A 25,584-nucleotide genomic window follows, 5' to 3' on the forward strand; every position below is an offset into this window, starting at 1 on the left:
TTAGCTACCAAAAATTCGTTTGAGGAATCCCTTCTTTTCTTCCGTGACAAAGCGCACCGGTACTTCTTCACCCAGCAGACGCGCCACGGTATCGCTGTAGGCCAGGCCTGCATCGCTTTCCTGGTCGATGATCACCGGAACACCCGAGTTGGAGGCCTTGAGTACGGCCTGTGACTCGGGGATCACGCCAATGAGTTCAATGGCCAGAATTTCTTCCACGTCGGCGACACTGAGCATTTCACCGGATTTGACCCGGCTGGGGGAGTAACGCGTCAGCAGCAGGTATTCCTTGATAGGCTCCAGGTTCTGCTCGGCGCGGCGTGAGCGGCTTTGCAGCATGCCCAGGATCCGATCCGAATCGCGCACCGAACTCACTTCCGGGTTGGTGGTGACTATGGCGATATCGGCAAAGTACAGTGCCATCATGGCACCGGTTTCAATACCGGCCGGTGAATCACAGATAATAAAATCAAAATCTTTGGATAAATCTTCCAGTACCCGACCGACACCCTCTTTGGTCAGGGCATCTTTATCTCGGGTTTGGGATGCCGGCAGGATAAACAGCTTGTCGCAGCGTTTGTCCTTGATAAGCGCTTGATTGAGGTTGGCCTCGCCGTTGATCACATTGACGAAGTCATAGACCACACGGCGTTCGCAACCCATGATAAGGTCGAGATTGCGAAGGCCGATATCAAAGTCAATGACCACTGTCTTGTGGCCCTTGAGTGCCAGGCCGGTGGCAATGGCCGCACTGGAGGTGGTTTTACCCACGCCGCCTTTTCCTGAAGTGACAACAATAATTTGTGCCATGTCGCTATTTATCCTTTAAATCTGTCCCTTATTGGGGCAGTGATTCAACCGTTAACGACTCGCCGACGAGGCGAATACAACCGCTTTTTGAGGTAACATGCTTCTGCAGGTTTTCAGTCAGCCAATATTGGCCTGCAATGGAAACCAATTCTGCCTCAAGGGATTGGGCCAGGATCACGGCATTTGCGTCACCGCTGGCACCGGCCATGGCCTTACCCCTTAAAGCACCGTAAATATGGATACTGCCATCGGCGATGACTTCGGCACCGTTGCCGACCGCACCGAAGATCACCAGATCGCCGTCTTTGACATAAATCTGCTGTCCTGAACGTACGTTCTGCTTCACTATGCGGGTGTTTCTGGGGGGCGGGGGAGGTGTTTTACTTTCTTTGCCGGCCTTGAGTATGGCAAGACCAAGGGCTTTGGCCTGTTCACTCAATGGGATGCTGGCGCCGGTAACACCGACGATGACCAACTGCCGCGACTCCAACAGTTGCTTTAGGGCGGCAAGGTCAACCTCTCCATCCGACAGGGCACTGAGATTGACGACCAAAGGTGCACCCAGAAAAAACTGTGGTGCCTGGGCCAATTTGCTGTCCAACTCGGTGGCAATACTGTCCAAATCTTTGCTGTTAATATGCAAAACGGACAAAGTAAAAGACGATCCCTTTAATTCCAGGCTTGCTTTTGGCATCCCCGCAAAATACTCCAGAAATTAACCAGTCTAGGCGCTGATTTGCATTATATTCTCAGGGGCCCATGTTATAGTGTGCCCAATTGGCTGGCAAGTTTGATAACGGGGAATTTGAAACAACCATGATTTGTGCGGTATATAAAAGCAGTCGTAAAGCTGAAACCTATTTGTTTGTGCCCAAACGCGATGATTTCAGTCAGGTGCCCGATGCCTTAATGGACATGTTTGGTACCCCGACTCTGGTAATGATGTTACCGTTGCAAAAAAGACAGGTCCTGGGACTGGCTGATATTAACAAAGTGCGCAGCGAGTTGGCTGACAAGGGATACTACCTGCAGTTGCCACCGCCGACCGAAAACCTGCTCAATGAGCACAGACTCAGCCTGGGACTCAAGGATTAAGCTGATAAAAGCTAAAAGGAGACCCTGTGATCGATAATAAAATGTTGCCCTTGTTTTTGGCGCCCTTTCTGGTCGTGGCGCCGGCCCACAGCGAAACCTACCCTGAGTTTCTGGCAGGGCTGAAGCAAGAGGCAAAGTCGATTGTTGGTATGAATGATGAAGCGCTGAACAGCGCTTTTTCGCAAATTAAACTGTTTAAAAAGGCGTCGGCCGGGGGAGCTCCACAGGCTCAGCCCGAAAAGCTGGATGACTATTTCCCCTTCAAGGTACCTGAATCTCTGGTGGAACAGGCCCGCGAGCAGTTCAAACTGCATCATGAAACCCTGCTGCAGATTGAAAAACAATTTGGGGTACAGCCGAGATTTGTGGTGGCGCTGTGGGGACTCAGGTCCGAATTCGGCAACCGCAGTGCTGGCTATCCGGCGTTGACTGTGAATGCGTCGCTGGCTTACGACGGCGATGATAAGGCTTTTCACCGTGAACAGGTGCTGGCCGGACTTAAGGTGCTGGCAAGGGACGGACTGGCATTCGATGCCTTTACCGCCAACCCCGAAGGGCATCTGGGGCAGACGGCGTTCAGCGCTGCAGACTATTTGGCCTATGCTGCTGACGGTGACGGTGACGGTAAGAAGGACATCTGGCAAAACACAACCGATGTTTTTGCCTCCATCGCTACCCTGCTGGTGAAGAATGGCTGGCAGGCCGAAGCCACATGGGGACGCCAGGTGCGGGTGCCCGATGGCTTGAATGCCGAATTGGTGGGTTTGAGTCACAGCGAAAGTTTTGCCCAATGGCAGAAACTGGGCGTCAGGCGCTATGATGGGACAGATCTTCCGGACCGTGCCGATATGCAGGTGTCGCTTATCATGCCAGAAGGGCCCAAGGGCAGGCAGTATCTGGTATATGATAATTACCGGGTGCTGTCCAAGTTATTTGCCTCGGACTTTGAGACCCTGGCGGTGACCTATTTGTCGGAAAGGATCAAGTATCCGCCCATTGAATAGTGTGGATTCGTGCCCTTGGTGGCCAAGCAGTAAAGAGAGCCTAGGTGGGTAGACGTGACTGAATTCTGGAAACACAAACGCCTTGATGAAATGAGTTCGCAGGAGTGGGAGTCACTGTGTGACGGTTGTGGCAAATGTTGCCTTAACAAGATCATAGACGACGATACCGACGAGCTGTATTACACCAATGCGGCTTGCAAGTTACTTGACAGGGAGGAGTGCCGCTGTCGCCATTACACTGAGCGCTTCTCCTATGTGCCCGGTTGCGCGGCAATTACAGAGGACAATATTGGCCAATTGGATTGGCTGCCGGAAAGCTGTGCTTATATCAGGTTGTACAAGGGCCGCGATTTGCCATCCTGGCATCCGCTGGTGACCGGCTCAAAGGATGCCATGCATGCAGCAGGTATGTCGGTAAGGGGCAAGGTGGTCTGTGAAACCAAGGTCAGGTATCTGGACGATCACATAGTGCTTTGGCCCCTGCTGGATTGCGACTGAGCAGCCGGATTGCGACTGAGCAGCCGGATTGTGATTGAACTATTGGTTAGCCATAAAAAACGCCCTGATGGGCGTTTTTTTATGGCGCAATTTTTCAGGCCTGCTTTTTGAGCACGGGCACCAAAAACAATGCCAGGGCCGCAAGAAAGGTGGCGAAGGCCACAATCATCCACTGGGCCATGGTGACACCGGCGAATTCCCAGGGAATGTCGGTACACATGCCGGTAGGCATAAATACCGAGGGCAGCCAGTCGTGTAGTGGCATCCAGCCGGGAAATTCAGGCAGGAAGGAGCAGGTGGCAAAAGGGGATGGATTGGTTTGAATGTCTACCAACTCCATCGACAACTTCACTCCCCATACCGCACTGGCCCCCCAGAGCAGGCTTGCCAATATTCTTACGGGCCTGAGTGTCGGCGCTATCATGCCAATGATACCTGCCAGCAACAGTCCCAGGACCGCAAGGCGGATATAGATACACATGACACAGGGATCGAGTTTCATCCCGTACTGGAAATAAAGGGCTGATAATTCCAAACCAAGGGCTGTCAGCGCCAACAGTCCCCAGGCAAGGCGACCGTGGGCAAAGCGCGTTAATTTGCTAAACATAAGTGCTCCATATAAAAATTGCCCCGCGGAATCAGCGCGGGGCAATCAAGACTCTACTTAAAGCCCGGGTACCGGTCAACCTCAGTGGCTGGACAGGGCGTTGGTAGCCGCTTCCTGCACAGTGTGATGGTGGATCAAACCGCTTTCATAAAAGAAGCGGGTCGACTGCTCCAGGAAACCGGATTCTATGGCGATAATGCCGACAATTGACAGCATCACAGTATAAGGCAGCGCCATCCAGACCATGCGTCCATACGACAGACGAATAAGGGGAGACAGTGCCGAGGTCAGCAGGAACAGGAAGGCGGCCTGACCATTGGGTGTGGCGACCGAAGGCAGGTTGGTGCCGGTGTTGATGGCTACCGCCAACAAGTCAAACTGGTCACGGCTGATTTGGCCGTGAAGCAGGGCAGACTTGACTTCGTTGATGTAGACGGTGCCGACAAACACATTGTCACTGACCATGGACAGCAGGCCGTTGGCAATGTAGAAGATGACCAACTGGACATTGCCTTCAAAGCTCAGAGCCCATTGCACCACGGGAGCAAAAAGGTGCTGATCGATTATTACACCCACCACGGCGAAAAATACCGCCAGCAGCGCGGTAAAGGGCAGGGCTTCTTCGAACGCTTTGCCCAGGGCATGTTCATCAGTTACACCGTTGAAGGCCGTGGTCAGGATGATCACCGACAGGCCGATAATGCCCACGGCAGCTAAATGGAAAGCCAGTCCCAGAATCAACCAGACACCAACCAAGGCCTGTACCACCAGCTTGACGTTGTCCTTGTTGGTACGGTGTGAATCTTCGTAGGCAGAATAATCGGTCAGGATCTTATGCACGGCATCGGGCAACTTGGCCCCATAGCCGAACCAGCCCAGTTTCTCCACCATAAAACAGGTGAAGATACCGGTCACCAGTACGGGTGCTGTTACGGGGGACATGCGTAGGGCAAACTCGGCGAAGTTCCAGTTGGCCTGGGCGGCAATGATCAGGTTTTGTGGCTCGCCCACCATGGTGCAAACACCACCCAGGGCCGTACCCACACCGGCATGCATCAACAGGTTGCGCAGAAAGCCACGGAAGGATTCCAGTTCATCATGATTAAGCTGCTCGGGTGCTTCGGAGGTGTGGTCATGATCCGAGCTGAAGTCTTTGCCCGATGCCACCTTGTGATACACAGAGTAAAAACCCACGGCCACTGTGATAATTACCGCTATCACTGTCAGGGCATCAAGAAAGGCCGACAGGAACGCTGATGCACAGCAGAACATCAGCGATACCATGGTTTTGGAGCGAACCTTGGTAATGATTTTGGTGAAGGCAAACAGCAGCAATTGCTTCATAAAATAGATGCCGGCCACCATGAATATCAACAGCAGCAACACTTCCATGTTCGCGATTAATTCGTGCAGTACCTGGGAGGGTGACGTCATGCCAATGGCTACGGCTTCAATGGCCAATAAACCACCGGGTTGTAATGGATAGCATTTAAGCGCCATGGCCAGGGTAAAAATAAACTGCACCACCAGGGCCCAACCGGCCACAAAAGGATTGAGACTGAATAAAATCGGGTTGATTATGAGGAATGATAAAATAGCGAATTTGTACCATCTGGGGGAATTTCCCAGAAAGTTACCAAATATCGCCTGACCAATAGTCACAGGCATGCCACCTTCTCCCATACTGTTGAATTATTTATAAAGTTTATGGTTTTGTTATCGAAATCCAATCCAGTCTAGCCTAAAGCCACACACAATGTAATCCGCCGATGGTAACCGGCTTTCAAAAATCAGAACCAATTTGCAAAAACGGTGCCCGTAATTTCTCGCTTGCTCTCTTTTTAGGCATTTTTGTGACTGAACACCTTTAATAAATCGGAATGCTAGGCGCTGGTGGTTTTCATTTTTTACCGCTCTGGTATGATCAGTGCCCATCATAGTGCTGAATAACCGGAAAAGTGGGCAGATGATCATCAATGCCAAAGGCCCTGCAAGTTTTGCAGAGAAGTACATAGTACGTTCGATCTGGGAAAATAAATTTCCCCCCGGTTCCATACTGCCGGCTGAGCGGGAATTATCTGAACTTATCGGTGTCACCCGCACCACGCTGCGTGAAGTGCTGCAGCGTCTGGCCCGTGATGGCTGGTTGACCATTCAACACGGCAAGCCCACCAAGGTAAACAATTTTTGGGAAACCTCTGGCCTGAATATTCTGGAAACCATAGCTGATCTTAACCCTGAAGGCTTCCCTGTATTGGTTGATCAGCTGTTGTCGGCCAGAACCAATGTCAGTGCCATCTATTTCCGCGGTGCGCTGCGCCACAATCCCGATACCGCCATAGCTGTGCTCGGCAAGATCCATGCGTTGTCGGACACCCCCGAGGCCTATGCCGAATATGACTATGAGCTGCACCACACCTTGGCGTTTTCGTCAGGAAACCCCCTGTATGTGTTGATACTTAACGGTTTCAAGGGGCTTTATAGCCGTGTTGGTCGCTACTATTTCACCAGTGCCGAAGCCCGTAAGTTGGCACTGGAATTCTACAAGTCACTGGAGCAGTTGGCGCTGAGAAAGAGCTATGGCGAAGTACCGGCACTGATGCGCAGCTATGGCATCAACAGTGGCAAAATGTGGCAACAGTTGCGCGATGACATGCCGGCGGATATTGCCCACGAGGCCTGATTAAACGAAACGCTGCCAGTCGGCAGCGTTTTTGTTTTGAGCTTATTGAACCGCTTCTCTTGGTGGGCAATGGGATAACTCTTTGATAGTTCCATCTTCCTCCTGTTGCTCAAGGGATATATCAAAACCCCACAGCCGGTGCAGATGCTTGAGTACCTCGGCGTGATTGTTGGACAAGGGGATATGGTTGTGTGGCACATATCTGAGTGTCAGGGATCTGTCGCCGGTGACTTCCACGTTGTACACCTGAATGTTGGGTTCCAGATTTGACAGGTTGTACTGTTGTGACAGAATCTGGCGTATTTCCCGGTATCCTTGTTCGTCATGTATCGCCGACACCGACAGGTAGTTCTTGCGCTCGTCATCCACCAATCCGAAGAGCTTAAACTGACGGATCAGATTGGGTGACAGATACTGGCTGATAAAACTCTCATCCTTGAAATTCTGCATTGCAAAGTGAAGTGTATCGAGCCAGTTGCTGCCGGCAATTTCAGGGAACCAGGCCTTGTCTTCATCTGTCGGGCGCTCACAAATGCGCCGAATATCACTGAACATATTGAATCCCAACGCATAGGGATTAATGCCCGAATAGAAGCGACTGTTATAGGCTGGTTGGGCAATGACACCTGTATGGCTTTGCAGGAACTCCAGCATAAACCTGTCGGTTACCAGCCCCTCATCATAGAGGTGGTTCAGTATGGTGTAATGCCAGAATGTGGCCCAGCCTTCGTTCATGACCTGAGTTTGCTTTTGCGGATAGAAGTATTGACTCATCTTACGCACTATACGCACCAATTCCCGCTGCCAGGGCTCCAGCAGTGGGGCATTTTTTTCAATAAAATACAGCAGGTTTTCCTGTGGCTCGGTTGGGAAGCGCTTCTTTTTTTGCACCGCTTTTTCGCTGACCGCTATAGGTATGGTGCGCCACAGATCGTTCACCTGACTTTGCAGGTATTCTTCTCTTTCTTTCTGGCGCAATTTTTCTTCCCTGAAGGAGATTTCACTGGGACGTTTATAGCGATCGACGCCGTAATTCATCAGCGCGTGGCAGGAGTCCAGGATCAGCTCCACCTGATCCACTCCGTGGCGTTCCTCGCATTCGGCCACATAGTTCTTGGCAAATACCAGATAGTCTATGATGGAGCTTGCATCCGTCCATGTTTTAAACAAGTAGTTGTTTTTAAAGAAGCTATTATGTCCGAAGCAGGCGTGGGCCATCACCAGTGCCTGCATTGTGATGGTGTTTTCTTCCATCAGATAGGCAATACAGGGGTTGGAGTTGATCACTATCTCGTAGGCCAGCCCCATCTGCCCTCGCTTGTAGCCTTGTTCGGTTTCGATAAAGCGTTTACCAAAGGACCAGTGGGTATAACCTATGGGCATGCCGATGCCGGCATAGGCATCCATCATCTGCTCGGCGGTAATGACTTCAATCTGATTGGGATAGGTATTCAGCCTGTAATGGGCTGCCACCCGCTCAATCTCCTTCAGATATTCGTCCAGCAACTCAAAGGTCCAGTCCGGTCCGTCACTCAAAGGTGTTTTTTTGCGTTTCCCCATAATGCCCCCTTAAACCGCTTGTTTTTTAAAGAGTTCCCTGAATACGGGGTAGATGTCTTCGGCCTGGCGTATGTGTTGTACCGCCATATTGTCGAAATGTTGCATCAGGCCCTCGTATTCGCGCCAGAGTGTCTGGTGGGCGCGGTTGGTGATTTCTATGTAACTGAAATACCTGACCAACGGCAGTATGTGCTTTTCAAGCAACTGCCTGCAGGTAGGGGAGTCGTCGGCCCAGTTGTCGCCATCTGAGGCCTGGGCGGCATAGATATTCCACTCACTGGCGGGATATCTTTCTTTTTGTATATCTATCATCAGCTTTAGTGCACTTGAGACTATGGTGCCGCCGGTTTCCTGTGAATAGAAAAATTCGTGTTCATCCACCTCCTTGGCCTGGGTATGGTGGCGGATATACACCACTTCAAGGTTTTTGTAGGTTCGGGTTAAAAACAGGTACAGCAGTATGTAGAAGCGTTTGGCCATATCCTTGGTGGCTTGATCCATGGAACCTGATACGTCCATCAGACAAAACATGACGGCCTGACTGGAGGGCACTTCGCGCTTGGCAAAATTGTTGTATCTGAGGTCAAAGGTGTCGAGAAAAGGTACTGCGGCAATTTTCTTTTTCAGTGCCTCAATTTCTTCCCTCAGTGCCAGCAAGGCCTCGGCCTTGGCGCCAGGGGTGTTTTCCAGCTCGGCAAGCTCAGCCTCCAACTCCCTGAGTTTGCGCTTTTTACCCGCGGCCATAGCCGTGCGCCTCGCCAGCGATGAGCGCAGCGAACGCACTATGTTGATATTGGCCGGCACGCCGTCATTGGTGAAGCCGGCACGATAGGTCTGATATTCCACCAGTTTATTGAGGCGGTTTTTCTGCAGGTTTGGCAGCTCCAGATCTTCGAACAAGAGTTCCAGGTATTCGTCCTTGGATATTTGAAATACAAAGTCGTCCTGACCTTCGCCGGAGTCCGATGCATCGCCCTTGCCGCTGCCCTGACCGCCACCGCTGGGTGGCCGCTCAATCTTATCACCCCGGGTAAATTGATCATTACCCGGATGCACGCGTTCCCGGTAGCCTCCGCGTCCCTGATGAAACATGGGTTCACTGATGTCTTTTGTCGGTATGCTGACCTGTTCGCCCTTTTCCACATCGGTCACGCTGCGACGGGTGACAGCATCACTGACAGCCTTTTTGATTTGTTGCTTGTATCTGTTGATAAAACGTTGACGGTTGACCGTGCTTTTTCCCTTAGCATTGAGCCGCCTGTCGATGAAATTCGCCATACGCACCTCCCAAAACCACCGGACTGCCCGCGGCTGCGGGCAGTGGCGGAATAGCATCAAGACGACTTGCGGACCCGCAGGTACCACTCGGACAGGAGTCTGACCTGCTTCTTGGTATAGCCTTTCTCCATCATACGGTTGACGAAATCATCGTGTTTGCGTTGATCATCTGTGGATGTCTTGGCGTTGAAGGAAATGACCGGCAGCAGATCTTCGGTGTTGGAGAACATTTTCTTCTCTATCACGGTGCGCAGTTTTTCATAACTGGTCCACAGCGGGTTATTGCCTTCATTATTGGCCCTGGCTCTGAGTACAAAGTTCACAATCTCATTGCGGAAGTCCTTGGGATTGCTGATCCCGGCGGGTTTTTCAATTTTTTCCAGCTCGGCATTCAGGGCAGAGCGGTCAAACAATTGCCCGGTTTCGGGATCGCGGTATTCCTGATCCTGGATCCAGAAGTCAGCATAGGTGACATAACGGTCGAAAATGTTCTGACCGTACTCTGAGTAAGATTCCAGATAGGCGGTCTGAATTTCCTTGCCGATAAACTCCACGTATTTGGGGATCAGGTAGCCCTTGAGGAATTCCAGATACCTTTCCGCCGTGTCGCTGGGGAATTGTTCAGCTTCAATTTGTTTCTCAAGCACATAGAATAAATGCACCGGGTTGGCGGCGATTTCCGTGTGATCGAAGTTGAACACCCTGGAGAGGATCTTGAACGCAAAACGGGTCGACAGCCCCTGCATGCCTTCATCGACACCGGCATAGTCCCGGTATTCCTGATAGGACTTGGCCTTGGGATCCGTGTCCTTGAGGCTCTCGCCGTCATAGACCCGCATCTTGGAGTAGATGGAGGAGTTTTCCGGCACTTTCAGCCGCGACAGCACGCTGAATTGGGCCAGGGTTTCCAGGGTTCCGGGGGCACAGGGGGCCCGCGCCAGCTCGGAGTTGATGATGAGCTTTTTGTAAATCTGGATTTCTTCGGAAACACGCAAGCAATAGGGCACCTTGACTATATAAACGCGGTCAAGGAAGGCCTCGTTGTTTTTGTTGTTCTTGAAGGTTGACCATTCGGACTCATTCGAGTGCGCCAGGATAATGCCGGAGAAGGGCAATGCAGACAGACCTTCGGTACCGTTGTAGTTGCCTTCCTGGGTTGCGGTCAGCAAGGGGTGCAATACCTTAATCGGGGCCTTGAACATTTCCACAAATTCCATCAGGCCCTGATTGGAACGGCACAGGGCACCCGAATAGGAATAGGCGTCGGCATCATTCTGGGCAAAATGCTCCAGCTTGCGGATATCGACCTTGCCTACCAGGGACGAAATATCCTGGTTGTTCTCATCACCGGGTTCGGTTTTGGCCACGGCAATCTGGTCCAGCACAGAGGGGAAGACCTTGACCACCCGGAAGCGGGTGATGTCGCCACCGTAATCGTGCAGGCGCTTGACCGCCCACGGCGACATGATGTTGCGCAGATAGCGGCTGGGAATACCGTATTCCTGCTGCAGCAACTTGCCGTCTTCCTCGCTGTCGAACAGGCAGAAGGGATGATCATTCACCGGACTGCGTACACCGTCGGCACTGAGAATATAGATGGGCACCTTTTGCATCAGTGCCTTGAGTTTTTCGGCCAGGGATGATTTACCGCCCCCCACAGGCCCCAGCAGATAGAGGATCTGCTTGGATTCCTCCAGCCCCTGGGCCGAATGCTTCAGATAGGCCACTATCTGTTCAATGGAGTCTTCCATTCCGTAGAAGTCCTTGAATGCGGGATAGCGGGAAATCAAGCGATTGGAGAATATCCGGCTCAGCACCGGATTTTTGGCCGTGTCTATGACCTCTGCTTCGCCAATGGCAAGCAACAAACGTTCTGCCGCTGACACATAGGCGCTGCGATCCGCTTTACAGATGTCGAGAAACTCCTGCAGCGTATATTCTTCTTCGAGTTTTTTCTCGTAGCGCTGCTGATAATGTTCAAATATGCCCATAAAAACCCCCTGAAACGCCGGTACGGTTAGGATAGGGACCTGGGATTAGCGGATCCCTGTTTTAATCTTAGACAGGAATTTGTGGGCTGTGTCAGAAAAAACAAATAAAAACAAAGACAAATAGTTGCAAAAGCAATATTTGCATATGTTTATATACCGAGGGCACGGCTCAGCGGCGGGACAAGGAGACAATAAAAAAGGGCCCATTGGGCCCCTTTGAATTTCTGATGAAAATCAGAATTAACCGGCGTAGTTCTGGTTAACGAAATCCCAGTTTACCAGTTCCCAGAAGTGGGCCAGGTAGTCAGGACGTACGTTGCGATAATCGATGTAGTAAGCGTGTTCCCAAACGTCAACGGTCAGGATTGGGGTTACAGAGGCATCGGTCAGCGGAGTGGCTGCGTTGCTGGTGTTGACAATGGCCACAGAGCCGTCAGCGTTTTTCACCAACCAGGTCCAGGCGCTGCCGAAGTTGTTCACGGCTGCATCGGTGAACTTGGCCTTGAATTCTTCGAAAGAACCGAAGGCTGCATTGATGGCATCAGCAACAGCACCGGTGGCAACGCCGCCGCCATTGGGTGACAGGCAGTTCCAGTAGAAGGTGTGGTTCCATACCTGAGCAGCGTTGTTGAAGATGCCACCGGTAGAAGTTTTTACGATATCTTCCAGGCTCTTGCCTTCAAATTCGGTACCTGGGATCAGACCATTGAGCTTAACAACATAGGTGTTGTGATGCTTACCGTAGTGGTATTCGATGGTTTCCTGGGAAATATGGGGTTCCAGTGCGTTCTTGGCATAGGGCAATGCGGGTAATTCGAAAGCCATTATAGTCTCTCCATGGATTTGATATGACACAGTCATGTTTTGCTCACTGGGAGCTATTGTACTGATAAAATCTTTGATGTGAATCACTGTTTGGCCGATTGATTGGATTGACAGCTTAGAAAAAATCCAATGGCGACATACCCCTACATTATGTGGGATTTTGTTCTCGGGCCAGCTGTCGTACAATATCCTCAAGTCGTTGCCAACTGCCGGGGCTCTTGTCCCGCCATCAGGAATTAAAATGGACACAGTCGAAAAAATCAAACAGCAAATTGCTGAAAACCCAATCATAGTTTACATGAAAGGCTCTCCAAAGCTGCCAAGCTGCGGTTTCTCTGCCCGCGTTGCCGAGCTGATGATCAACATTGGTGAGCAGTTTGCCTATGTGGATATTCTGCAACATCCGGATATCCGTGCCGAGCTGCCAAAGTATGCCAACTGGCCAACATTCCCCCAACTGTGGGTGGAAGGCGAGCTGATAGGTGGCTGTGACATACTTACCGAAATGTATCAGAAGGGCGAACTGCAACCGCTGATCAAGGAAGTGGCGGCCAAATACAAATCGGCCGAGTGAGTTGATGCAAAAGATGAAAAAGCCCTGCAATACAGGGCTTTTTTAGTTTCAGGCCTCGCTTGCCTCTATCTGTTCTTCATCCTGAGGTGCGCGGGATGCGGGCAAAAGCAGGTTCATTGTGATGGCCACTATACCGCACAGGCTGATACCGCTCAGGCTGAAAGACCCTATGCCAAATGCCATGCCGCCGATGCCGAATACCAGGGTGACACCCACAATCGCCAGATTGCGCGGGCAGGCAAGATCGACCCGGTTACGGATCAGGGTATTGAGACCGACGGCGGCAATGGAGCCGAACAGCAGGCACATGATCCCACCCATCACAGGTACGGGAATGGTTTGCATCAGAGCGCCCAGTTTGCCCACAAACGCCAGCAGCAGGGCACTGATGGCGGCCCAGGTCATAATGACGGGGTTGAAGTTGCGGGTCAGGGTCACGGCACCCGTTACCTCGGAATAGGTGGTATTTGGTGGTCCACCGAATGCGGCCGCTGCCATGGTGGCCAGTCCATCGCCCGCCAGGGTTCTGTGCAGCCCGGGTTTTTTCATAAAATCTTTTCCGGTGACATTGGAGATGGCCAGTATGTCACCTATGTGCTCCACGGCGGGGGCAATGGCGACCGGGATCATAAAGGCAATGGCGTGCCAATTGAATTCAGGCGCGGTAAAGTTCGGCAGTGCCAGCCAGGCTGCGGTCATCACCTTGTCAAAGTCGACAATGCCAAATCCCAGACTCAAACCATAGCCCACCAGAATACCCGCGAGGATCGGCATCAGTTTCAGCAAGCCCTTGGCGAAAATGGCCACCAATATGGTGGTCAGCAGGGACGCCAGGGACACTATCAGGGCGATATCCGGAGCCACCAGTACCAGGGCGCCATCGCCGCTCTTGCCCAACGCCATGTTGACCGCTACAGGTGCCAATCCCAGACCAATGATGATGATCACCGGCCCCACGACCACGGGGGGTAACAAGCGATGAATAAAACCCACACCTCTGATGCGAACCACTGAGGCGAGCAGCAGATACACTGCGCCCGCGGCCATCAGGCCCCCCAGGGTCGACGGCAGTCCCCAGGTTTGCACCGAATAGAGTATGGGGGCGATAAAGGCAAAGCTGGAGGCCAGAAATACGGGTACCTGGCGTCGGGTTACCCACTGAAACAGCAGGGTGCCCATACCGGCGGTGAACAGGGCGACACTGGTGTCCATGCCGGTCAACAGCGGCATCAGTACCAGGGCACCGAAGGCGACAAACAGCATCTGTGCGCCTTGCAGAGGAAGCAGGATTTTTTGCATATTGTTATTCCATATGAGGGTAGCACCGCTATTGTAACAGGCTGATTATGTTTGATAAGCCAACAGCATGATTTTTCTCCGTTCCCTTCGCTCCCGGAGCCCGCAGCCCTTTGAGTGGTCAGGGCTTGCTGTGATACACTGCCGCTTCCTTATCGGGTCCTGACGCTATGCAGGCGGAACCATTAGATGCGCAACAAATTTTTATCCATCAGTTTGTTAATTTCTTTGCTGGCTTGGCAGGGGGCTCAGGCCGTTGAAGTCGCCAAGCTCGACGAGGCTGATATTCAGGTAGGATCTCGCTCGGCATCAGAACGCGACAGCGCGGTACGTGAGGCGCTCGCCCGGGTATTGGTCAAGAACAGCGGATCAGCGGCCGTGCTGGAACACCCGCTTATCCGGCAGCAGCTGTCCAGCGCATCGGCCTTGCTGAGACAATACGGTTACCTTGAAAAAGAGCGCCAACTCTATGTGCATGCCAGCTTCGATCAGGCCAGGATAGTTTCCCTGTTGCGTGATGCCCAGTTGCCTGTATGGGGAAAACAGCGCCCTTTGACCCTGATGTGGCTGGTGGTTGAGCGGGATGGCGAACGGGCTCTGCTTGCCGATCAGGGGGAAAGCGTGCAGCGGCAGTTGCTGATGCAAGCGGCTGAAAACGCGGGGATCCCTGTGCTGTTGCCCTTGATGGACCTGGATGACTTGATGCAGGTGTCGATCAATTCGGTGCGGGGCATGTTTGTGGATGAGGTTATGACCGCGACCAACAGATACCAATCGGACTTTTTCGTGTTGGCCAATATGGAAGCAGCCGGAGAGACGGTGAATTACCAATTGAACCTGTACTCCAGACCCCGCGAAGGTGAGACGTTGCCGCCACAGGCGCTCTTGAGCCAACAGGGCAGTGCGGCCAGTGAAGACCAGGCGATGTCAGCCCTGTTGAGCCTGTTAAGTGGCTTTTATGTTGAAAAGTATGCCGTGACCAGCACGGGTGAATCCCAATTAAGCGAACTCACCTTTGTGGGGATCAATAAGTTGGCCGATTTAGTGTCCCTAGAGGCCTTCCTTGGTCAGCTATCGGTGGTAAAGTCTGTTTCGCTCAAGCAGATGGCGGCGGACAAAGTCACTTTCAATCTGTCACTGTTTGGCACCAGAGAAGATCTGGATCGTTTGCTGAATCTGGAAGGCAAGATTAGCCGGCTTGACAGCCTTCAGGAAGAGCAGGCCAACACCTATCAGTGGCGTGGTCAATAACCGCGTTTTTCCCCGCCAGTCACTTGTGTTACACTGCGCGGGGCGCCCGAACGGGTGCCTTGCCAAGTAGCCAGATTATTGAGAAGTACCGAGTGTCCCAACACCCTCCATTGCAGTTGTCCTTGCCCGTTCATCTCCCCGATGACGAGACCTTTAACAGCTATTATCCTGCCGCCGGCAACGATGAGCTGATCCAGGCCCTGCATGGCATTGCCAGCGGTCAGGACAAGCAAGCGCTGTACCTTTGGGGACCCGGAAAATCAGGCCGCACCCATCTGATGCATGCGGCCTGTGCCTACGCCAATGAGCATGAGCGCCGCAGTTTTTATCTGCCGCTGGGTATTCATGCTTCCATCTCAACGGCCTTGCTTGAAGGACTTGAACAGTTGGATCTCATCTGCATCGATGATGTGGATGCCATTGCCGGCCACCCTCTGTGGGAAGAAGCCATCTTTGATTTGTATAACCGGGTGGCGGAGCACAAGCGATGTGCCCTCTTGGTCAGCGCCAGTGCATCACCGGCCGAAGCGGGATTCCAACTGCCCGATCTGCTGTCAAGAATGCAATGGGGTCTGACCTACCAACTACAGCCTATGATGGATGAGGAAAAGCTGGCGGCCTTGCAAAGAAGGGCGGCGATGCGCGGCTTACAACTGCCGGAAGACGTGGGCCGTTTTTTGCTGAACCGGATGGCGCGGGATCTGCGTACCCTGTTTGACGTACTGGACCGCCTCGATAAGGCATCCATGGTGCACCAACGCAAGCTGACCATTCCCTTTATCAAGGAAATGCTGCGCCTCTAATCCTTGATTTCTAAAGAGCGCTATAACAAAAAAGCCCGGGATATTCCGGGCTTTTTGCATTCAGATCAGGCTTAGTTTCTCGGCCTGGCATATCTGTCGCCGGAGAATTGCAGCGGTATTTCAGCAGCGGGTTTGGCGCTGACGGCCGCCCTGGTGTTGGCCCCCTGGGGGCTGATGGTCAAATTGGCCAGCCAGCTTTGCCCGGATTGCATGGCAATGGGGGCGGGCAGGGTAGCGACGATCGCGGTACCATCCCATTGGGGGAAGATACCTTCGAGCACAAAGGCGGCCCTTTGCGCCAGTGCATCATCGCCTATGCGGCCCCGCTGGCCCCAATCGACTATCACTGTGCTGGCAGTGGGATTGGCAGGGCTGTCGGTGACGGCAACGTCCCTTAATACCCCATGACGATAGTTCATCATCAGCTCTTCAAACACCATGGCCGCATCTTCCCGCTCGGTGGAGTAGGCGTAAAAGTCGGAGGCGATGTCACCGCTGAAAAAACCGCTGACATCGGCCGGTACATAGGCTTTTTGGGTATCTGAGGCCGCCTGGCCACGGAATCTGACATTGGCCAGGCTGCGCATTTCTTCACTGCCGAGGGGATATAAATCGGCGAGTCTATCAGAGGTTAACGCCTTGGCGGTGGCACGTTTATTGTAGTCATCAAGCAAGGTGGGGCCCGCCAGGCTGCCGTGGATACTGCGGGGAAAGAAATCATTGGCGTGGGCCAGCTCGTGATACAGCAAGGAGGCCAGATCCGGTGTCAGCTCGTCCAAACTGCGATCGCTTCTCTGGGTACGGGGCACTATCGATGACGCGTATTCATTGTCTTTGACATAGCGCCAGGGCATCAGGAACTTCAGCTCGGCACCGAAGTTGCTGCGGTAATCCGGCTGCTCGTTGATGGTATCCCGTTGCAGTGGCGTGAGCCACAGATCTTCAGGGTCCAGATATATCGCGCCGGTGACCACCCAATAGAAGGAAGGCCTGACATCGTAACTGATGACCACGGCGGTAACGGATTGCAGCAGGTTAGCAAAGTCGCTGTTGGCATCAACAGTGTCGAGGAAGCTGGCAAAGTTATCCCCCATCCATTGATGGGATACCAGCACCCGGTCGAGTATCGCTTGTTTGTCCATACCGTTGGCTGTTTGGCCAAGCAAAGGCAAGCGGCTGATGCTGCAGGAACTGTTTAACTGATTGGAATAGGTACAGGCCTTGAGATCGGCGGCCCAGGGGCTGTCGCTGTGGTAGGGGAAGGTGCGTGCCAGGGCAGAGTCAAAATAACCCGAGGTGATGCTGCTTTCCCGGGTTATCAATACCCAGGCACTGTCGCTGCCGGCAATGCCGTTATGGCTGCCGCTGGCCCTGAGTTCCACCAGGGTATCCTGGCTGACGCTTGGAGCGGTAAACAAGGGCCGTTCGTTGTTGCTGAGATCCGCGTTCAGGTTTGCACCGCTGGCACACCAATCAATGGCCGACAGGGTTGACCCCTGTACCCTGTCCAGCCTCAGGCTGACGGCATTGCCGCTGGTTACCTGGTGATCTTGCCTCAGCTTTACCGGATTGGCGTTATCTGTATCGGCGTTAATGGCTACGCTGGCGGTTACCGAGGTGCCGGGACCTGTGATGCTGAGCTCGAATTCATAGCTGCCGGCACTTGTCGGCACAAAGGACAGTATCGGGGAATGGCTGGCCACCAATTCCAGTTGCGGTCCTGAACTCTGGCGCCATTGATAATTGAGCCCCTGGCTGTCCTTGCCCAGATCGGCATAGATCATGGCAGGTTGCTGCGCCCGGTAGTTTTGCTCGGTAACAAAAGTGACGCCACCAGCGGCTACCCGGTTAAGCGTGGTCGCGTTGCTACAGGCTTTAAGCCCAGGGGCGGGTGGCTGGATTGGGGGAGAAACGCCCCCGTCGCTGCTGCCTCCGCCACAGGCGGTTAACATCAACATGCTGGCAAAGGAAAGAAGGCTGGCCTTTTTCATCGGCTGAACTCCGGCTAATGTGAACTTGATGTAACATCCCAAACGTCACTATAGCATGCAGATAACCTGGCTTGGCAATTGCCTTCAGGTGTTTGTTTGTAATGAAAAAATTCTAAAAGAGCAGGGCTTTGAAATCTATTGGTGGGATCAAGAGAAGAAAAAGGCGCCTTGCGGCGCCCAGATCATCAGCAGAGTTATTCCTTCGTTTTCTTCTTTAACCCCAGCCCCAATTCCCGCCCGCGCAGACGGGCATAGAAGGGGAAGGTAATCGACAACAGCGCCAACAACCCCACCTCTAAGATGGCGAACCAAAGTTTGTCGCCGGCCACATACAGAAGCGTCAGGCCGTGCAGCAGATACAGGCACAGAATAAAGCTGGCCCAGGCATGGGTATAAGGTTTCCCTTGCATGATCCCCGGCAGCGGCAGCAGCAAGGGCACCAACCACAGGGCATTGAAGGCCATGGAATAACCGGCACCATTAACCAAAAACCAATAGCCAAGCAACAGCAGCAGCAGGAGATAACCTATGCGATTTATGAGCAGGAGCAGTCGGGTGTTTTCAGCCATGCTTGTTACCCTCAAAGGATTGCCAGGACATTTTCCGGTGGCCGTCCAACGGCGGCTTGGCCGTTGGCCAATACCACGGGACGTTCGATCAATTTGGGGGTGGCGACCATGGCGGCAATCAGCTCGGCCTCGGTGAGAGCTGGATTGTCCAACCCCAGGGCCAGGTATTCCTCTTCCTTGGTGCGCATCAGTTGCCTTGCCGTCAGGCCAAGCAGGGACAGGATCCGGGTCAGCTCTTCGGCATTGGGAGTGTCTTTAAGGTACTCCACTACAGTGATCTCCGCGCCCTGTTGTTGCAGCAGCTCCAGGGTTTGGCGGCTTTTTGAGCAACGGGGGTTATGGAAAATAGTCGCTTGAGTCATAAGTTAAGATCTTGAAAGTTAACGTGGTTGCATCATAGCAAAAAAGTGAGGCGCCGTCAGGCGCCCCGGTGGTTTCTGTGCAGCGATAAAGCTGCTCGACGCTGTCACTTCAAAGCATCAAGTGCCTTTTCTGCTTCGCGGAATTGGCGGATCCTGGCTTCAATGCGCGCCAATTGCAGAGGATCGTCCTTGGTGAAGCGATAAGCAAAGTTGAGTTGGTCGACCGCGCCTTTGTAATCCGCGGCCAAGGCCATGGATTCGGCGCTGGCAAAGTGCTCCAGTGCCTGATTACCCGTCTGGCGATAAACCTGGGTCATCATTTCATAGGGCAGGGGATTTTGCTTGTCGAGGAACACCATGTCTTCGAGCACGGGGATGGCCTTGGCGGCTTCTCCGGCCTCAATATAGACATTGGCCAGATTGGCGTTAATGACCTGAGAGGTCGGTTTGAGCTGGCGTTGTTGCTCCAGCAACGCCTTGGCGCCGGCATAATCCTTTCGCTCCAGCAGCAGATCCGCCTTGGTATCGAGATAAAACAGATTGTTGGCATCCCGCGTCAGCAGCTTGTCTATGATGACTTCCGCTTCCTTTGCCCGTTTCAGTCTGAGCAGGGCCAGGGCCTTACCGTAAAGGGCGGCACTTTCGAACGCATAGCTGTTGCGGTTTAATTGCTTTTCGAACAGAGACAGGGCCATTTCATCGCTGTAGTTCGAAAAGCGCACCTGGATCCTGGCCTTGGCCAGCTGGTAATTGAGATTGTCAGGTACAAATCTGTGGGGGTATTGATTGGCGCGATTTCGGGCCTCGCTGATGCGCGATTCGGGAAGGGGGTGAGTCAAAAGCATCTGCGGTGGCGTAGTGGTAAAACGGTAGCGACTGGCGAGTTTTCCGAAAAAATCTCCGGCTGCTTCAGGGTCAAAGCCCGCATCCACCAGAATTTGCATCCCGATACGATCAGCCTCTTTTTCGTGCTGACGCGTGTAGTTTATTTTAGCCTGAGTGGCCAGTGCCTGGGTGGTTGCCAGGGCTGCCATGCCCGCCTGTGGTGCTGCTATGGTCAGCAGTATGGCACCCAACATACCCGCGACGGTCGCCGGGGCGGTTTTCTCCTGAGCCTCCAGACTTCTGGCCAGGTGCCTCTGGGTCACGTGGGTAATTTCGTGTGCCAGCACTGAGGCCAGTTCGCTTTCGCTATCGGCGTTGAGGAACAGCCCGGTATGCACGCCCACATGGCCACCGAAAAACGCAAAGGCGTTGATTTCGTCATTGCGCAGCATAAAGAAGTAGAACGGCGTTTTTACCCCGGTGGCGTGGGCAACCAACTTATTGCCAAGCTCAGTGATGTACTGGCTCAGTACGGGATCGTTGAGCACGGGGGCTGAAGAGCGTATGACGCGCATATAGGCGTCACCGTACTGCATTTCCTTTTCCAGACTGAAGGTATTGACCGCAGCGGTACCCAAATCAGGTAAGTCATTGTTGGCAAAGCTTTGGCTGGTAGCGAATGACAACAGGGCCGTGGTGGCAGCGGTCAGCATGACACGGGGGAAACGACTTGGAATTAATCTACGCAAAGGTGTCCTTAGTAATCAGTGATCCGGAACGCTGTCCTTGGACTGTGGCTTGTGGTTTAGCCTTCAAGCAAGGATAATGGCCCCGGGATATCCATGGCAAGTTCATTATGGTTTCTATTGATTTAACCGCGCAGCGCTGTCCCCTGGCGTTGGTCAAGGCCAAGATGGCACTCAAGCCACTGGCGATAGGTGACAGTTTGCAAATTACCCTGTTGGACAGCGGTTCCCGGCGGGATGTTCCCGCTTATTTTCAAAACCAGGGCCACGTGCTGACCATACTCAAAGATGATGAGCAGAGCCTGAGCCTGATAGTTACCAAAACAACCCAAGGTTAATCCCTATCTTTGCCCCCCGGGGCCTATTTTTGAGGTCGATAAGGCATGTTGGATTTTGTAGCCCGCTGGTATAAAGACAGATTCAGTGATCCCCAGGCTGTCACCCTGATGTTTATTCTGCTGGGACTGGCAGCACTGATTTATTTCGGTGGTGGCCTGCTGGCGCCTTTGCTGGTGGCACTGGTATTGGCCTTCCTGTTGGAATGGCCCGTGGCGCAAATGAGCCGCATAGGTATTAATCGCACCACGGGCGCATCCCTGGTACTGGTGCTCTTTATCGCCCTGGTGTTGATGATGGCCTTTGGTCTGTTCCCGAGCCTGTGGCGTCAGGGGCTGGCCCTTATTGGCGAACTGCCGAATATGCTCGACAAGGGCATGCTGTATCTGGGCTCTTTGGTGGAAAAGTACCCCCAGTTTGTCAATGCTGAGCAACTGCAAACCCTGCAGTCGGAGCTCAAGCGCATGTTGGATACCCAACACTTACTCGACATAGGCAAACAGCTGCTCGGTTACTCAGCGTCCCTGTTGGTACTCATGGTTTACGCCATTTTGGTGCCCTTGTTGGTGTTCTTTTTTCTGAAGGATAAGGAACAACTTATTCGCGGCAGCAAACGCTTCTTCCCCAGCAACAGGGAACTGGCCCGTAAGGTCTGGAGTGAGATGAATCAGCAGATCTTCAACTATATTCGCGGCAAGGTGATTGAGATTGTTATCGTCGGTGTCGCCAGCTATATCTTCTTTGCCCTGATGGGGCTGCGCTATTCGGCGCTGCTGGGCGTGTTGACCGGCTTCTCCGTGTTGATCCCCTATGTGGGGGCGACCCTGGTGACCTTGCCCATTGCCCTGGTGGGTTTTTTCCAGTGGGGATTCAATGCCGACTTCGGTTATCTGATGTTGGGTTATGGCATTATCCAGGCGTTGGATGGCAATGTGCTGGTGCCCGTGCTCTTCTCCGATGCGGTGGATCTGCACCCTGTCATCATCATCGCTGCTGTGTTGGTCTTTGGCGGTTTATGGGGCTTCTGGGGGGTATTTTTCGCCATTCCTCTGGCGTCCCTGGTGAAGGCGGTTATCAATGCCTGGCCGGCGTCTGTTCCTGCCAAAATGGATTTAGGTGAAGGTATTTAATTTCTCACCCATAAAAAAAGGCCCGTTAAGGGCCTTTTTTATTCATTATCAACAAGTTTATTGATCAATAAATATCACAGCAATGCCAGCACGGCTTGGTGGTGGTCTTTTGTTTTGAACTTGTCCAGCAATGTGTGAACCGTGCCGTCCTGGTTGATCAGAAAGCTCAGGCGATGGATGCCGTCGTAGACCTTGCCCATGAATTTCTTCTCACCCCAAACGCCGAAGGCATCGGCAACCGCATGGTCTTCATCGCTGAGCAGGTGAAAGTTAAGTTCATGCTTTTGCTCAAACTTGGCAAGCTTGGCAACGGGGTCTGGACTGATGCCAAGCACTGTTACACCCTTGGCATCCAGTTCGGCCTTGCTGTCTCGCAGGCCACAGGCCTGTACCGTACAACCGGGCGTCAACGCCTTGGGGTAGAAGTACACCAGTACCGGGCCCTGCTTAAGGCATTGGGCCAGGGAAATGTCGACACCGGCCTGATTTTTAAGGGTGAATTCGGGTGCCTTGGCACCGGCTTGTAATGGGGACATATTAACTCCGTTTCGTAATCCTGAGCGCTACTCTAAATCTCGAGCGCAACCCTTTATCCTGAGAGCTATTGTCAGGGGGCTGCTATTCCCTGCATCCGCTTGATGATGCACTCCAGCGACATCTCGGCCGCCAGTTCGTGCAGGCTTTTTTCCAGCTTATCCAGTTCCACTTTTTCGGGAATATTGATTGCCAGGAACACGTGCTGGATCTGCTCACCTGAGGCAGTTTCCTCCGCATGGGAACGCACTGCCGCCAAATCCAATGAACGGTCAGCCAGGAACTGGGTGATGCGCTTCATGGTGCCGCGCTGGTCCTTGCCGTTGAAATTGACTTCAATGCGGGAAATGTAATTTTGTGGTGTGTGCTTGGAAGTGCGCTTGACCACGGTCAGCAGTTCCAGCTCCACCGACAGGCTGGGCAGGCTGGTTTCTATTTTGGTGATGGCAGCCCAGGAGCCGGACAGCATCATGATCAAAGTGAATTCGTTGCCAAACAAGGCCATGCGGCTGTCCACTATGTCACAATCGCAATCACTGGCGAGCCTTGCCAGCTTGCTGACTATACCGGGACGATCTGAACCCATGGCGGTAACGACCAGATAGTTGGTCATGTATCTTCCTCTTGTTGCATATCTTTCCAGGCGCAGACGCGGCGCGCCGGCAGCGGTTGCTGCGCGGGGCAATGCTACCACAACTAATTGTGTTTGAGATCCCCGTAAATGCTTGTCATAACCCATAGGCCTCAGTACCATAGCGAATCCTGAAATCTAGGGGAAGTCAGATGATAAACGGAAGCATCGTAGCCTTAATCACGCCCATGAACAGTGATGGCTCAGTGGATTTTGCCGGCCTTGAGCGCCTGGTGGAATTTCATATCGACAATGGTACAGACGCCATAGTGGCCGTGGGTACCACTGGCGAGTCGGCAACCTTGCCGATGAAAGAACATGTCAATGTGGTTGCCCAGACAGTGACCTTTGCTGCCGGCCGCATCCCCGTCATCGCCGGCAACGGTGCCAATGCCACGGCCGAAGCGATTGAGTTGACCCAGGCGCTTGCCAAGACAGGTGTGGCTGCGATGTTGGGTGTGACCCCCTACTATAATAAACCGACGCCCAAGGGCCTGATTGCCCATTACACCGCAGTGGCGGCGGCAACCGACATTCCGCAAATTCTGTACAATGTTCCCGGCCGTACCGCGGTTGATATGAAGCCCGAGACCATTGCCGAGCTGAGTCAGATTGACAACATCATCGGCATCAAGGAAGCCACGGGCGATTTGTCCCGTGTGGGTATGTTGCGTCATCTGTGTAGCAAAAAGTTCAAACTTTACAGCGGTGATGATGCGACCGCCCGTGAATTTCTGCTGCTGGGCGGTGACGGGGTCATTTCCGTGGCCAACAACATAGTTCCGGCCCAGTTTAAAGCCATGTGTACCCAGGCGCTGGCTGGCGATCGCGAGGGCTCTTTTGCCACCGATTTGCCCCTGCGTGGTCTCTACAGCACCTTGTTCATGGAAGCCAATCCGATCCCGGTAAAATGGGCCACCCACCGTATGGGATTGATCAGTAATGGTCACATTCGTCTGCCTTTGACTGAACTTTCTGAGTCTTGTCATGGTCTGTTGCTTGAAGCAATGCAAACTGCCGGCTTAGAGGTTTAATTCTTAATGCTTAAAAAAGTTACCCCCTTAATCATGATTGCTGCGGTCAGCGCGTGCAGCAGCCAGATGGAACGTCGTCAAACCAATGATGACGACACTTATCTGCAGGCCGCCACTGGCGAAGCCCTGAAGATCCCGGATGGTCTGCAACAGCCCAGGTACAGTCATGAATACGATTTGCCCCAGCTGGGCAACAAGGCCAACCCTGAACTGGTTGGCCGCAGTCTGGACATCAGACCACCTTTGCAGGTGCTGCCGATGGCCGAAGGCACCCGCTTGGAAGAGGGCAGCGACAACATCAAGATAGTGGTGGAGTCCATCAACAACGATGTGGATCTGAAGCAGGAAATCTTTGCAACACTCAAGGGCTTCCTGGCACAGCAACAGATTGGCATCAGCGCCGAGGATTACGACAAGGGCGTATTGGAAACCGATTGGATTGAAAGCAGTGAAGTGCTGGATTCCAGTTTCTGGGGCAGTGACGAGGTCTACAGCCTCAGACAGAGATACCAATACCTGGTGGAAGTCCGTCCCCACGGTCGCAGCGGCAATATAGTGATTAACCTGCTGGAGCATGAAGAGTCCTATCAGGGAGATAATCGCGATGTGGCGCTCAGTGGTGAAGACAAACGTCGCTACACCATTGATATGCTGAACCGCTCCATCGCCTACATGAGCATCAAGCGCGAACAGGCGCTGGAAGCCAAGCGCCGTCAGGAGAGCATGGGCATTGAATTGACCCTGCAGGACAGCGAAACCGAGGCGGCCTACTGGTTGGCCAATGCGCCGTTCAAGCAGGTATGGAACCGTCTGCGTCTGGTTCTGCCCGAGTTGGGGCTGGAAATCGCCGAAATGGATTCCAGTAAAGGCTTGTTCTACGTGAACTATGCCGATGACTCAGGCTTCTGGAGTTCCCTGTGGGGCGACACCAAGCTGCCGCTTGAGAAAGGGGTATATCGCGTATTGGCGAAAGAAGCCGGCGAGCAAACCAAGTTGTGGATGCATGACGGCGAAGATAAGCCCCTCAGTGATGAGCAGATGACTGAAATCTACAAGGTGATTTCCGAGCAGATGCAGGAAGAGCGTAAGCGCCGTCGTTGATGCGGGCGAATGGTATATGGGAAAACGGCGCCAAGGCGCCGTTTTTTATT

The 25,584-nt window shown here is 53.0% G+C and carries 26 protein-coding genes; 11 read left to right on the forward strand and 15 right to left on the reverse strand.

What is annotated here, in order from left to right; all coding sequences use genetic code 11:
- Positions 1–810 carry a septum site-determining protein MinD gene (minD, locus tag JYB85_RS08095; protein WP_207322861.1) on the reverse strand — a complete coding sequence of 270 codons (810 nt, stop codon included), beginning with the start codon at positions 808–810 and terminating at the stop codon, positions 1–3.
- A 28-nt stretch (positions 811–838) separates the two neighbouring features.
- On the reverse strand, positions 839–1,504 hold the full coding sequence (gene minC, locus JYB85_RS08100) for a septum site-determining protein MinC (RefSeq protein ID WP_207381775.1): 666 nt from the start codon (positions 1,502–1,504) through the stop codon (positions 839–841).
- A 122-nt stretch (positions 1,505–1,626) separates the two neighbouring features.
- Between minC and JYB85_RS08105 the strand changes: the two genes are divergently transcribed.
- Genes JYB85_RS08105 through JYB85_RS08115 form a run of 3 tightly spaced genes read left to right on the forward strand, consistent with a single transcriptional unit; the run spans position 1,627 to position 3,407 of the window.
- Positions 1,627–1,905 carry a YcgL domain-containing protein gene (locus tag JYB85_RS08105; protein ID WP_207381776.1) on the forward strand — a complete coding sequence of 93 codons (279 nt, stop codon included), beginning with the start codon at positions 1,627–1,629 and terminating at the stop codon, positions 1,903–1,905.
- Positions 1,906–1,931: 26 nt separating this feature from the next.
- Positions 1,932–2,909, forward strand: coding sequence for a lytic murein transglycosylase (locus JYB85_RS08110; protein ID WP_228730233.1), 978 nt, complete (start codon positions 1,932–1,934; stop codon positions 2,907–2,909).
- A gap of 54 nt (positions 2,910–2,963) precedes the next feature.
- On the forward strand, positions 2,964–3,407 hold the full coding sequence (locus JYB85_RS08115; protein ID WP_228730234.1) for a YcgN family cysteine cluster protein: 444 nt from the start codon (positions 2,964–2,966) through the stop codon (positions 3,405–3,407).
- Between the two features lie 94 nt (positions 3,408–3,501).
- Here the strand turns inward: JYB85_RS08115 and dsbB are convergent, their stop codons facing one another.
- Positions 3,502–4,014 (reverse strand): disulfide bond formation protein DsbB, encoded by a 513-nt coding sequence (dsbB, locus tag JYB85_RS08120; protein ID WP_207381777.1) that lies wholly within the window; start codon positions 4,012–4,014, stop codon positions 3,502–3,504.
- An 81-nt stretch (positions 4,015–4,095) separates the two neighbouring features.
- Positions 4,096–5,682, reverse strand: coding sequence for a sodium/proton antiporter NhaB (gene nhaB / locus JYB85_RS08125; RefSeq protein WP_207381778.1), 1,587 nt, complete (start codon positions 5,680–5,682; stop codon positions 4,096–4,098).
- Positions 5,683–5,980: 298 nt separating this feature from the next.
- Between nhaB and fadR the strand changes: the two genes are divergently transcribed.
- Entirely contained in the window at positions 5,981–6,697 is a 717-nt protein-coding gene (fadR, locus tag JYB85_RS08130) for a fatty acid metabolism transcriptional regulator FadR (RefSeq protein WP_207381779.1), read from the forward strand.
- Positions 6,698–6,739: 42 nt separating this feature from the next.
- On the opposite strand, the gene JYB85_RS08135 is transcribed toward fadR, so the two are convergent.
- From JYB85_RS08135 to sodB, 4 genes are all read right to left on the reverse strand, one after another.
- On the reverse strand, positions 6,740–8,257 hold the full coding sequence (locus JYB85_RS08135) for a SpoVR family protein (protein ID WP_207381780.1): 1,518 nt from the start codon (positions 8,255–8,257) through the stop codon (positions 6,740–6,742).
- A gap of 9 nt (positions 8,258–8,266) precedes the next feature.
- Positions 8,267–9,535: a YeaH/YhbH family protein gene (locus JYB85_RS08140; RefSeq protein ID WP_207322869.1), complete on the reverse strand. Its 1,269-nt coding sequence runs from the start codon at positions 9,533–9,535 to the stop codon at positions 8,267–8,269.
- Positions 9,536–9,591: 56 nt separating this feature from the next.
- Positions 9,592–11,526: a PrkA family serine protein kinase gene (locus JYB85_RS08145; RefSeq protein WP_207381781.1), complete on the reverse strand. Its 1,935-nt coding sequence runs from the start codon at positions 11,524–11,526 to the stop codon at positions 9,592–9,594.
- Positions 11,527–11,766: 240 nt separating this feature from the next.
- Positions 11,767–12,351 (reverse strand): superoxide dismutase [Fe], encoded by a 585-nt coding sequence (gene sodB / locus JYB85_RS08150; protein WP_207381782.1) that lies wholly within the window; start codon positions 12,349–12,351, stop codon positions 11,767–11,769.
- A gap of 241 nt (positions 12,352–12,592) precedes the next feature.
- On the opposite strand from sodB, the gene grxD reads away from it, so the two are divergent.
- Positions 12,593–12,925 (forward strand): Grx4 family monothiol glutaredoxin, encoded by a 333-nt coding sequence (gene grxD / locus JYB85_RS08155; RefSeq protein ID WP_207322872.1) that lies wholly within the window; start codon positions 12,593–12,595, stop codon positions 12,923–12,925.
- Between the two features lie 48 nt (positions 12,926–12,973).
- On the opposite strand, the gene JYB85_RS08160 is transcribed toward grxD, so the two are convergent.
- Positions 12,974–14,224 (reverse strand): uracil-xanthine permease family protein, encoded by a 1,251-nt coding sequence (locus tag JYB85_RS08160; RefSeq protein ID WP_207381783.1) that lies wholly within the window; start codon positions 14,222–14,224, stop codon positions 12,974–12,976.
- A gap of 186 nt (positions 14,225–14,410) precedes the next feature.
- Here JYB85_RS08160 and JYB85_RS08165 point away from each other — a divergent pair, with 186 nt between their 5' ends.
- The gene (locus tag JYB85_RS08165; RefSeq protein WP_207381784.1) at positions 14,411–15,472 is read left to right on the forward strand and encodes a DUF2066 domain-containing protein; all 1,062 of its coding nucleotides are present in this window, start codon (positions 14,411–14,413) and stop codon (positions 15,470–15,472) included.
- A gap of 92 nt (positions 15,473–15,564) precedes the next feature.
- Positions 15,565–16,275, forward strand: coding sequence for a DnaA inactivator Hda (hda, locus tag JYB85_RS08170; RefSeq protein WP_207322875.1), 711 nt, complete (start codon positions 15,565–15,567; stop codon positions 16,273–16,275).
- Positions 16,276–16,346: 71 nt separating this feature from the next.
- Here the strand turns inward: hda and JYB85_RS08175 are convergent, their stop codons facing one another.
- The 4 genes from JYB85_RS08175 to bepA all read right to left on the reverse strand — a co-directional run bounded on the left by JYB85_RS08175 (position 16,347) and on the right by bepA (position 20,735).
- Entirely contained in the window at positions 16,347–18,266 is a 1,920-nt protein-coding gene (locus tag JYB85_RS08175; RefSeq protein ID WP_207381785.1) for a hypothetical protein, read from the reverse strand.
- A gap of 194 nt (positions 18,267–18,460) precedes the next feature.
- Positions 18,461–18,835, reverse strand: a complete 375-nt coding sequence (locus JYB85_RS08180) for a DUF2069 domain-containing protein (protein ID WP_207381786.1) — start codon at positions 18,833–18,835, stop codon at positions 18,461–18,463.
- Between the two features lie 11 nt (positions 18,836–18,846).
- Complete coding sequence (gene arsC / locus JYB85_RS08185) at positions 18,847–19,197, reverse strand: arsenate reductase (glutaredoxin) (protein WP_207381787.1); 351 nt, start codon at positions 19,195–19,197, stop codon at positions 18,847–18,849.
- A gap of 104 nt (positions 19,198–19,301) precedes the next feature.
- Positions 19,302–20,735: a beta-barrel assembly-enhancing protease gene (gene bepA, locus JYB85_RS08190; RefSeq protein WP_207382010.1), complete on the reverse strand. Its 1,434-nt coding sequence runs from the start codon at positions 20,733–20,735 to the stop codon at positions 19,302–19,304.
- Between the two features lie 143 nt (positions 20,736–20,878).
- Between bepA and JYB85_RS08195 the strand changes: the two genes are divergently transcribed.
- Both JYB85_RS08195 and JYB85_RS08200 read left to right on the forward strand, forming a co-directional pair.
- Positions 20,879–21,106 (forward strand): sulfurtransferase TusA family protein, encoded by a 228-nt coding sequence (locus JYB85_RS08195; protein ID WP_207381788.1) that lies wholly within the window; start codon positions 20,879–20,881, stop codon positions 21,104–21,106.
- A 45-nt stretch (positions 21,107–21,151) separates the two neighbouring features.
- Positions 21,152–22,234, forward strand: a complete 1,083-nt coding sequence (locus JYB85_RS08200; RefSeq protein WP_207381789.1) for an AI-2E family transporter — start codon at positions 21,152–21,154, stop codon at positions 22,232–22,234.
- Positions 22,235–22,308: 74 nt separating this feature from the next.
- Here the strand turns inward: JYB85_RS08200 and bcp are convergent, their stop codons facing one another.
- The gene (gene bcp / locus JYB85_RS08205) at positions 22,309–22,770 is read right to left on the reverse strand and encodes a thioredoxin-dependent thiol peroxidase (RefSeq protein ID WP_207381790.1); all 462 of its coding nucleotides are present in this window, start codon (positions 22,768–22,770) and stop codon (positions 22,309–22,311) included.
- A gap of 71 nt (positions 22,771–22,841) precedes the next feature.
- Positions 22,842–23,381 (reverse strand): glycine cleavage system protein R, encoded by a 540-nt coding sequence (locus JYB85_RS08210; protein WP_207322882.1) that lies wholly within the window; start codon positions 23,379–23,381, stop codon positions 22,842–22,844.
- Between the two features lie 170 nt (positions 23,382–23,551).
- Between JYB85_RS08210 and dapA the strand changes: the two genes are divergently transcribed.
- Both dapA and bamC read left to right on the forward strand, forming a co-directional pair.
- Complete coding sequence (gene dapA, locus JYB85_RS08215) at positions 23,552–24,433, forward strand: 4-hydroxy-tetrahydrodipicolinate synthase (protein WP_207381791.1); 882 nt, start codon at positions 23,552–23,554, stop codon at positions 24,431–24,433.
- A gap of 6 nt (positions 24,434–24,439) precedes the next feature.
- A complete protein-coding gene (gene bamC, locus JYB85_RS08220) occupies positions 24,440–25,534 on the forward strand; it encodes an outer membrane protein assembly factor BamC (protein WP_207381792.1) in 1,095 nt (364 codons plus the stop codon).
- The last annotated feature ends 50 nt before the right edge of the window (positions 25,535–25,584 follow it).

The organism is Shewanella sedimentimangrovi (genome assembly GCF_017354965.1).
GTDB lineage: Bacteria > Pseudomonadota > Gammaproteobacteria > Enterobacterales > Shewanellaceae > Shewanella > Shewanella cyperi.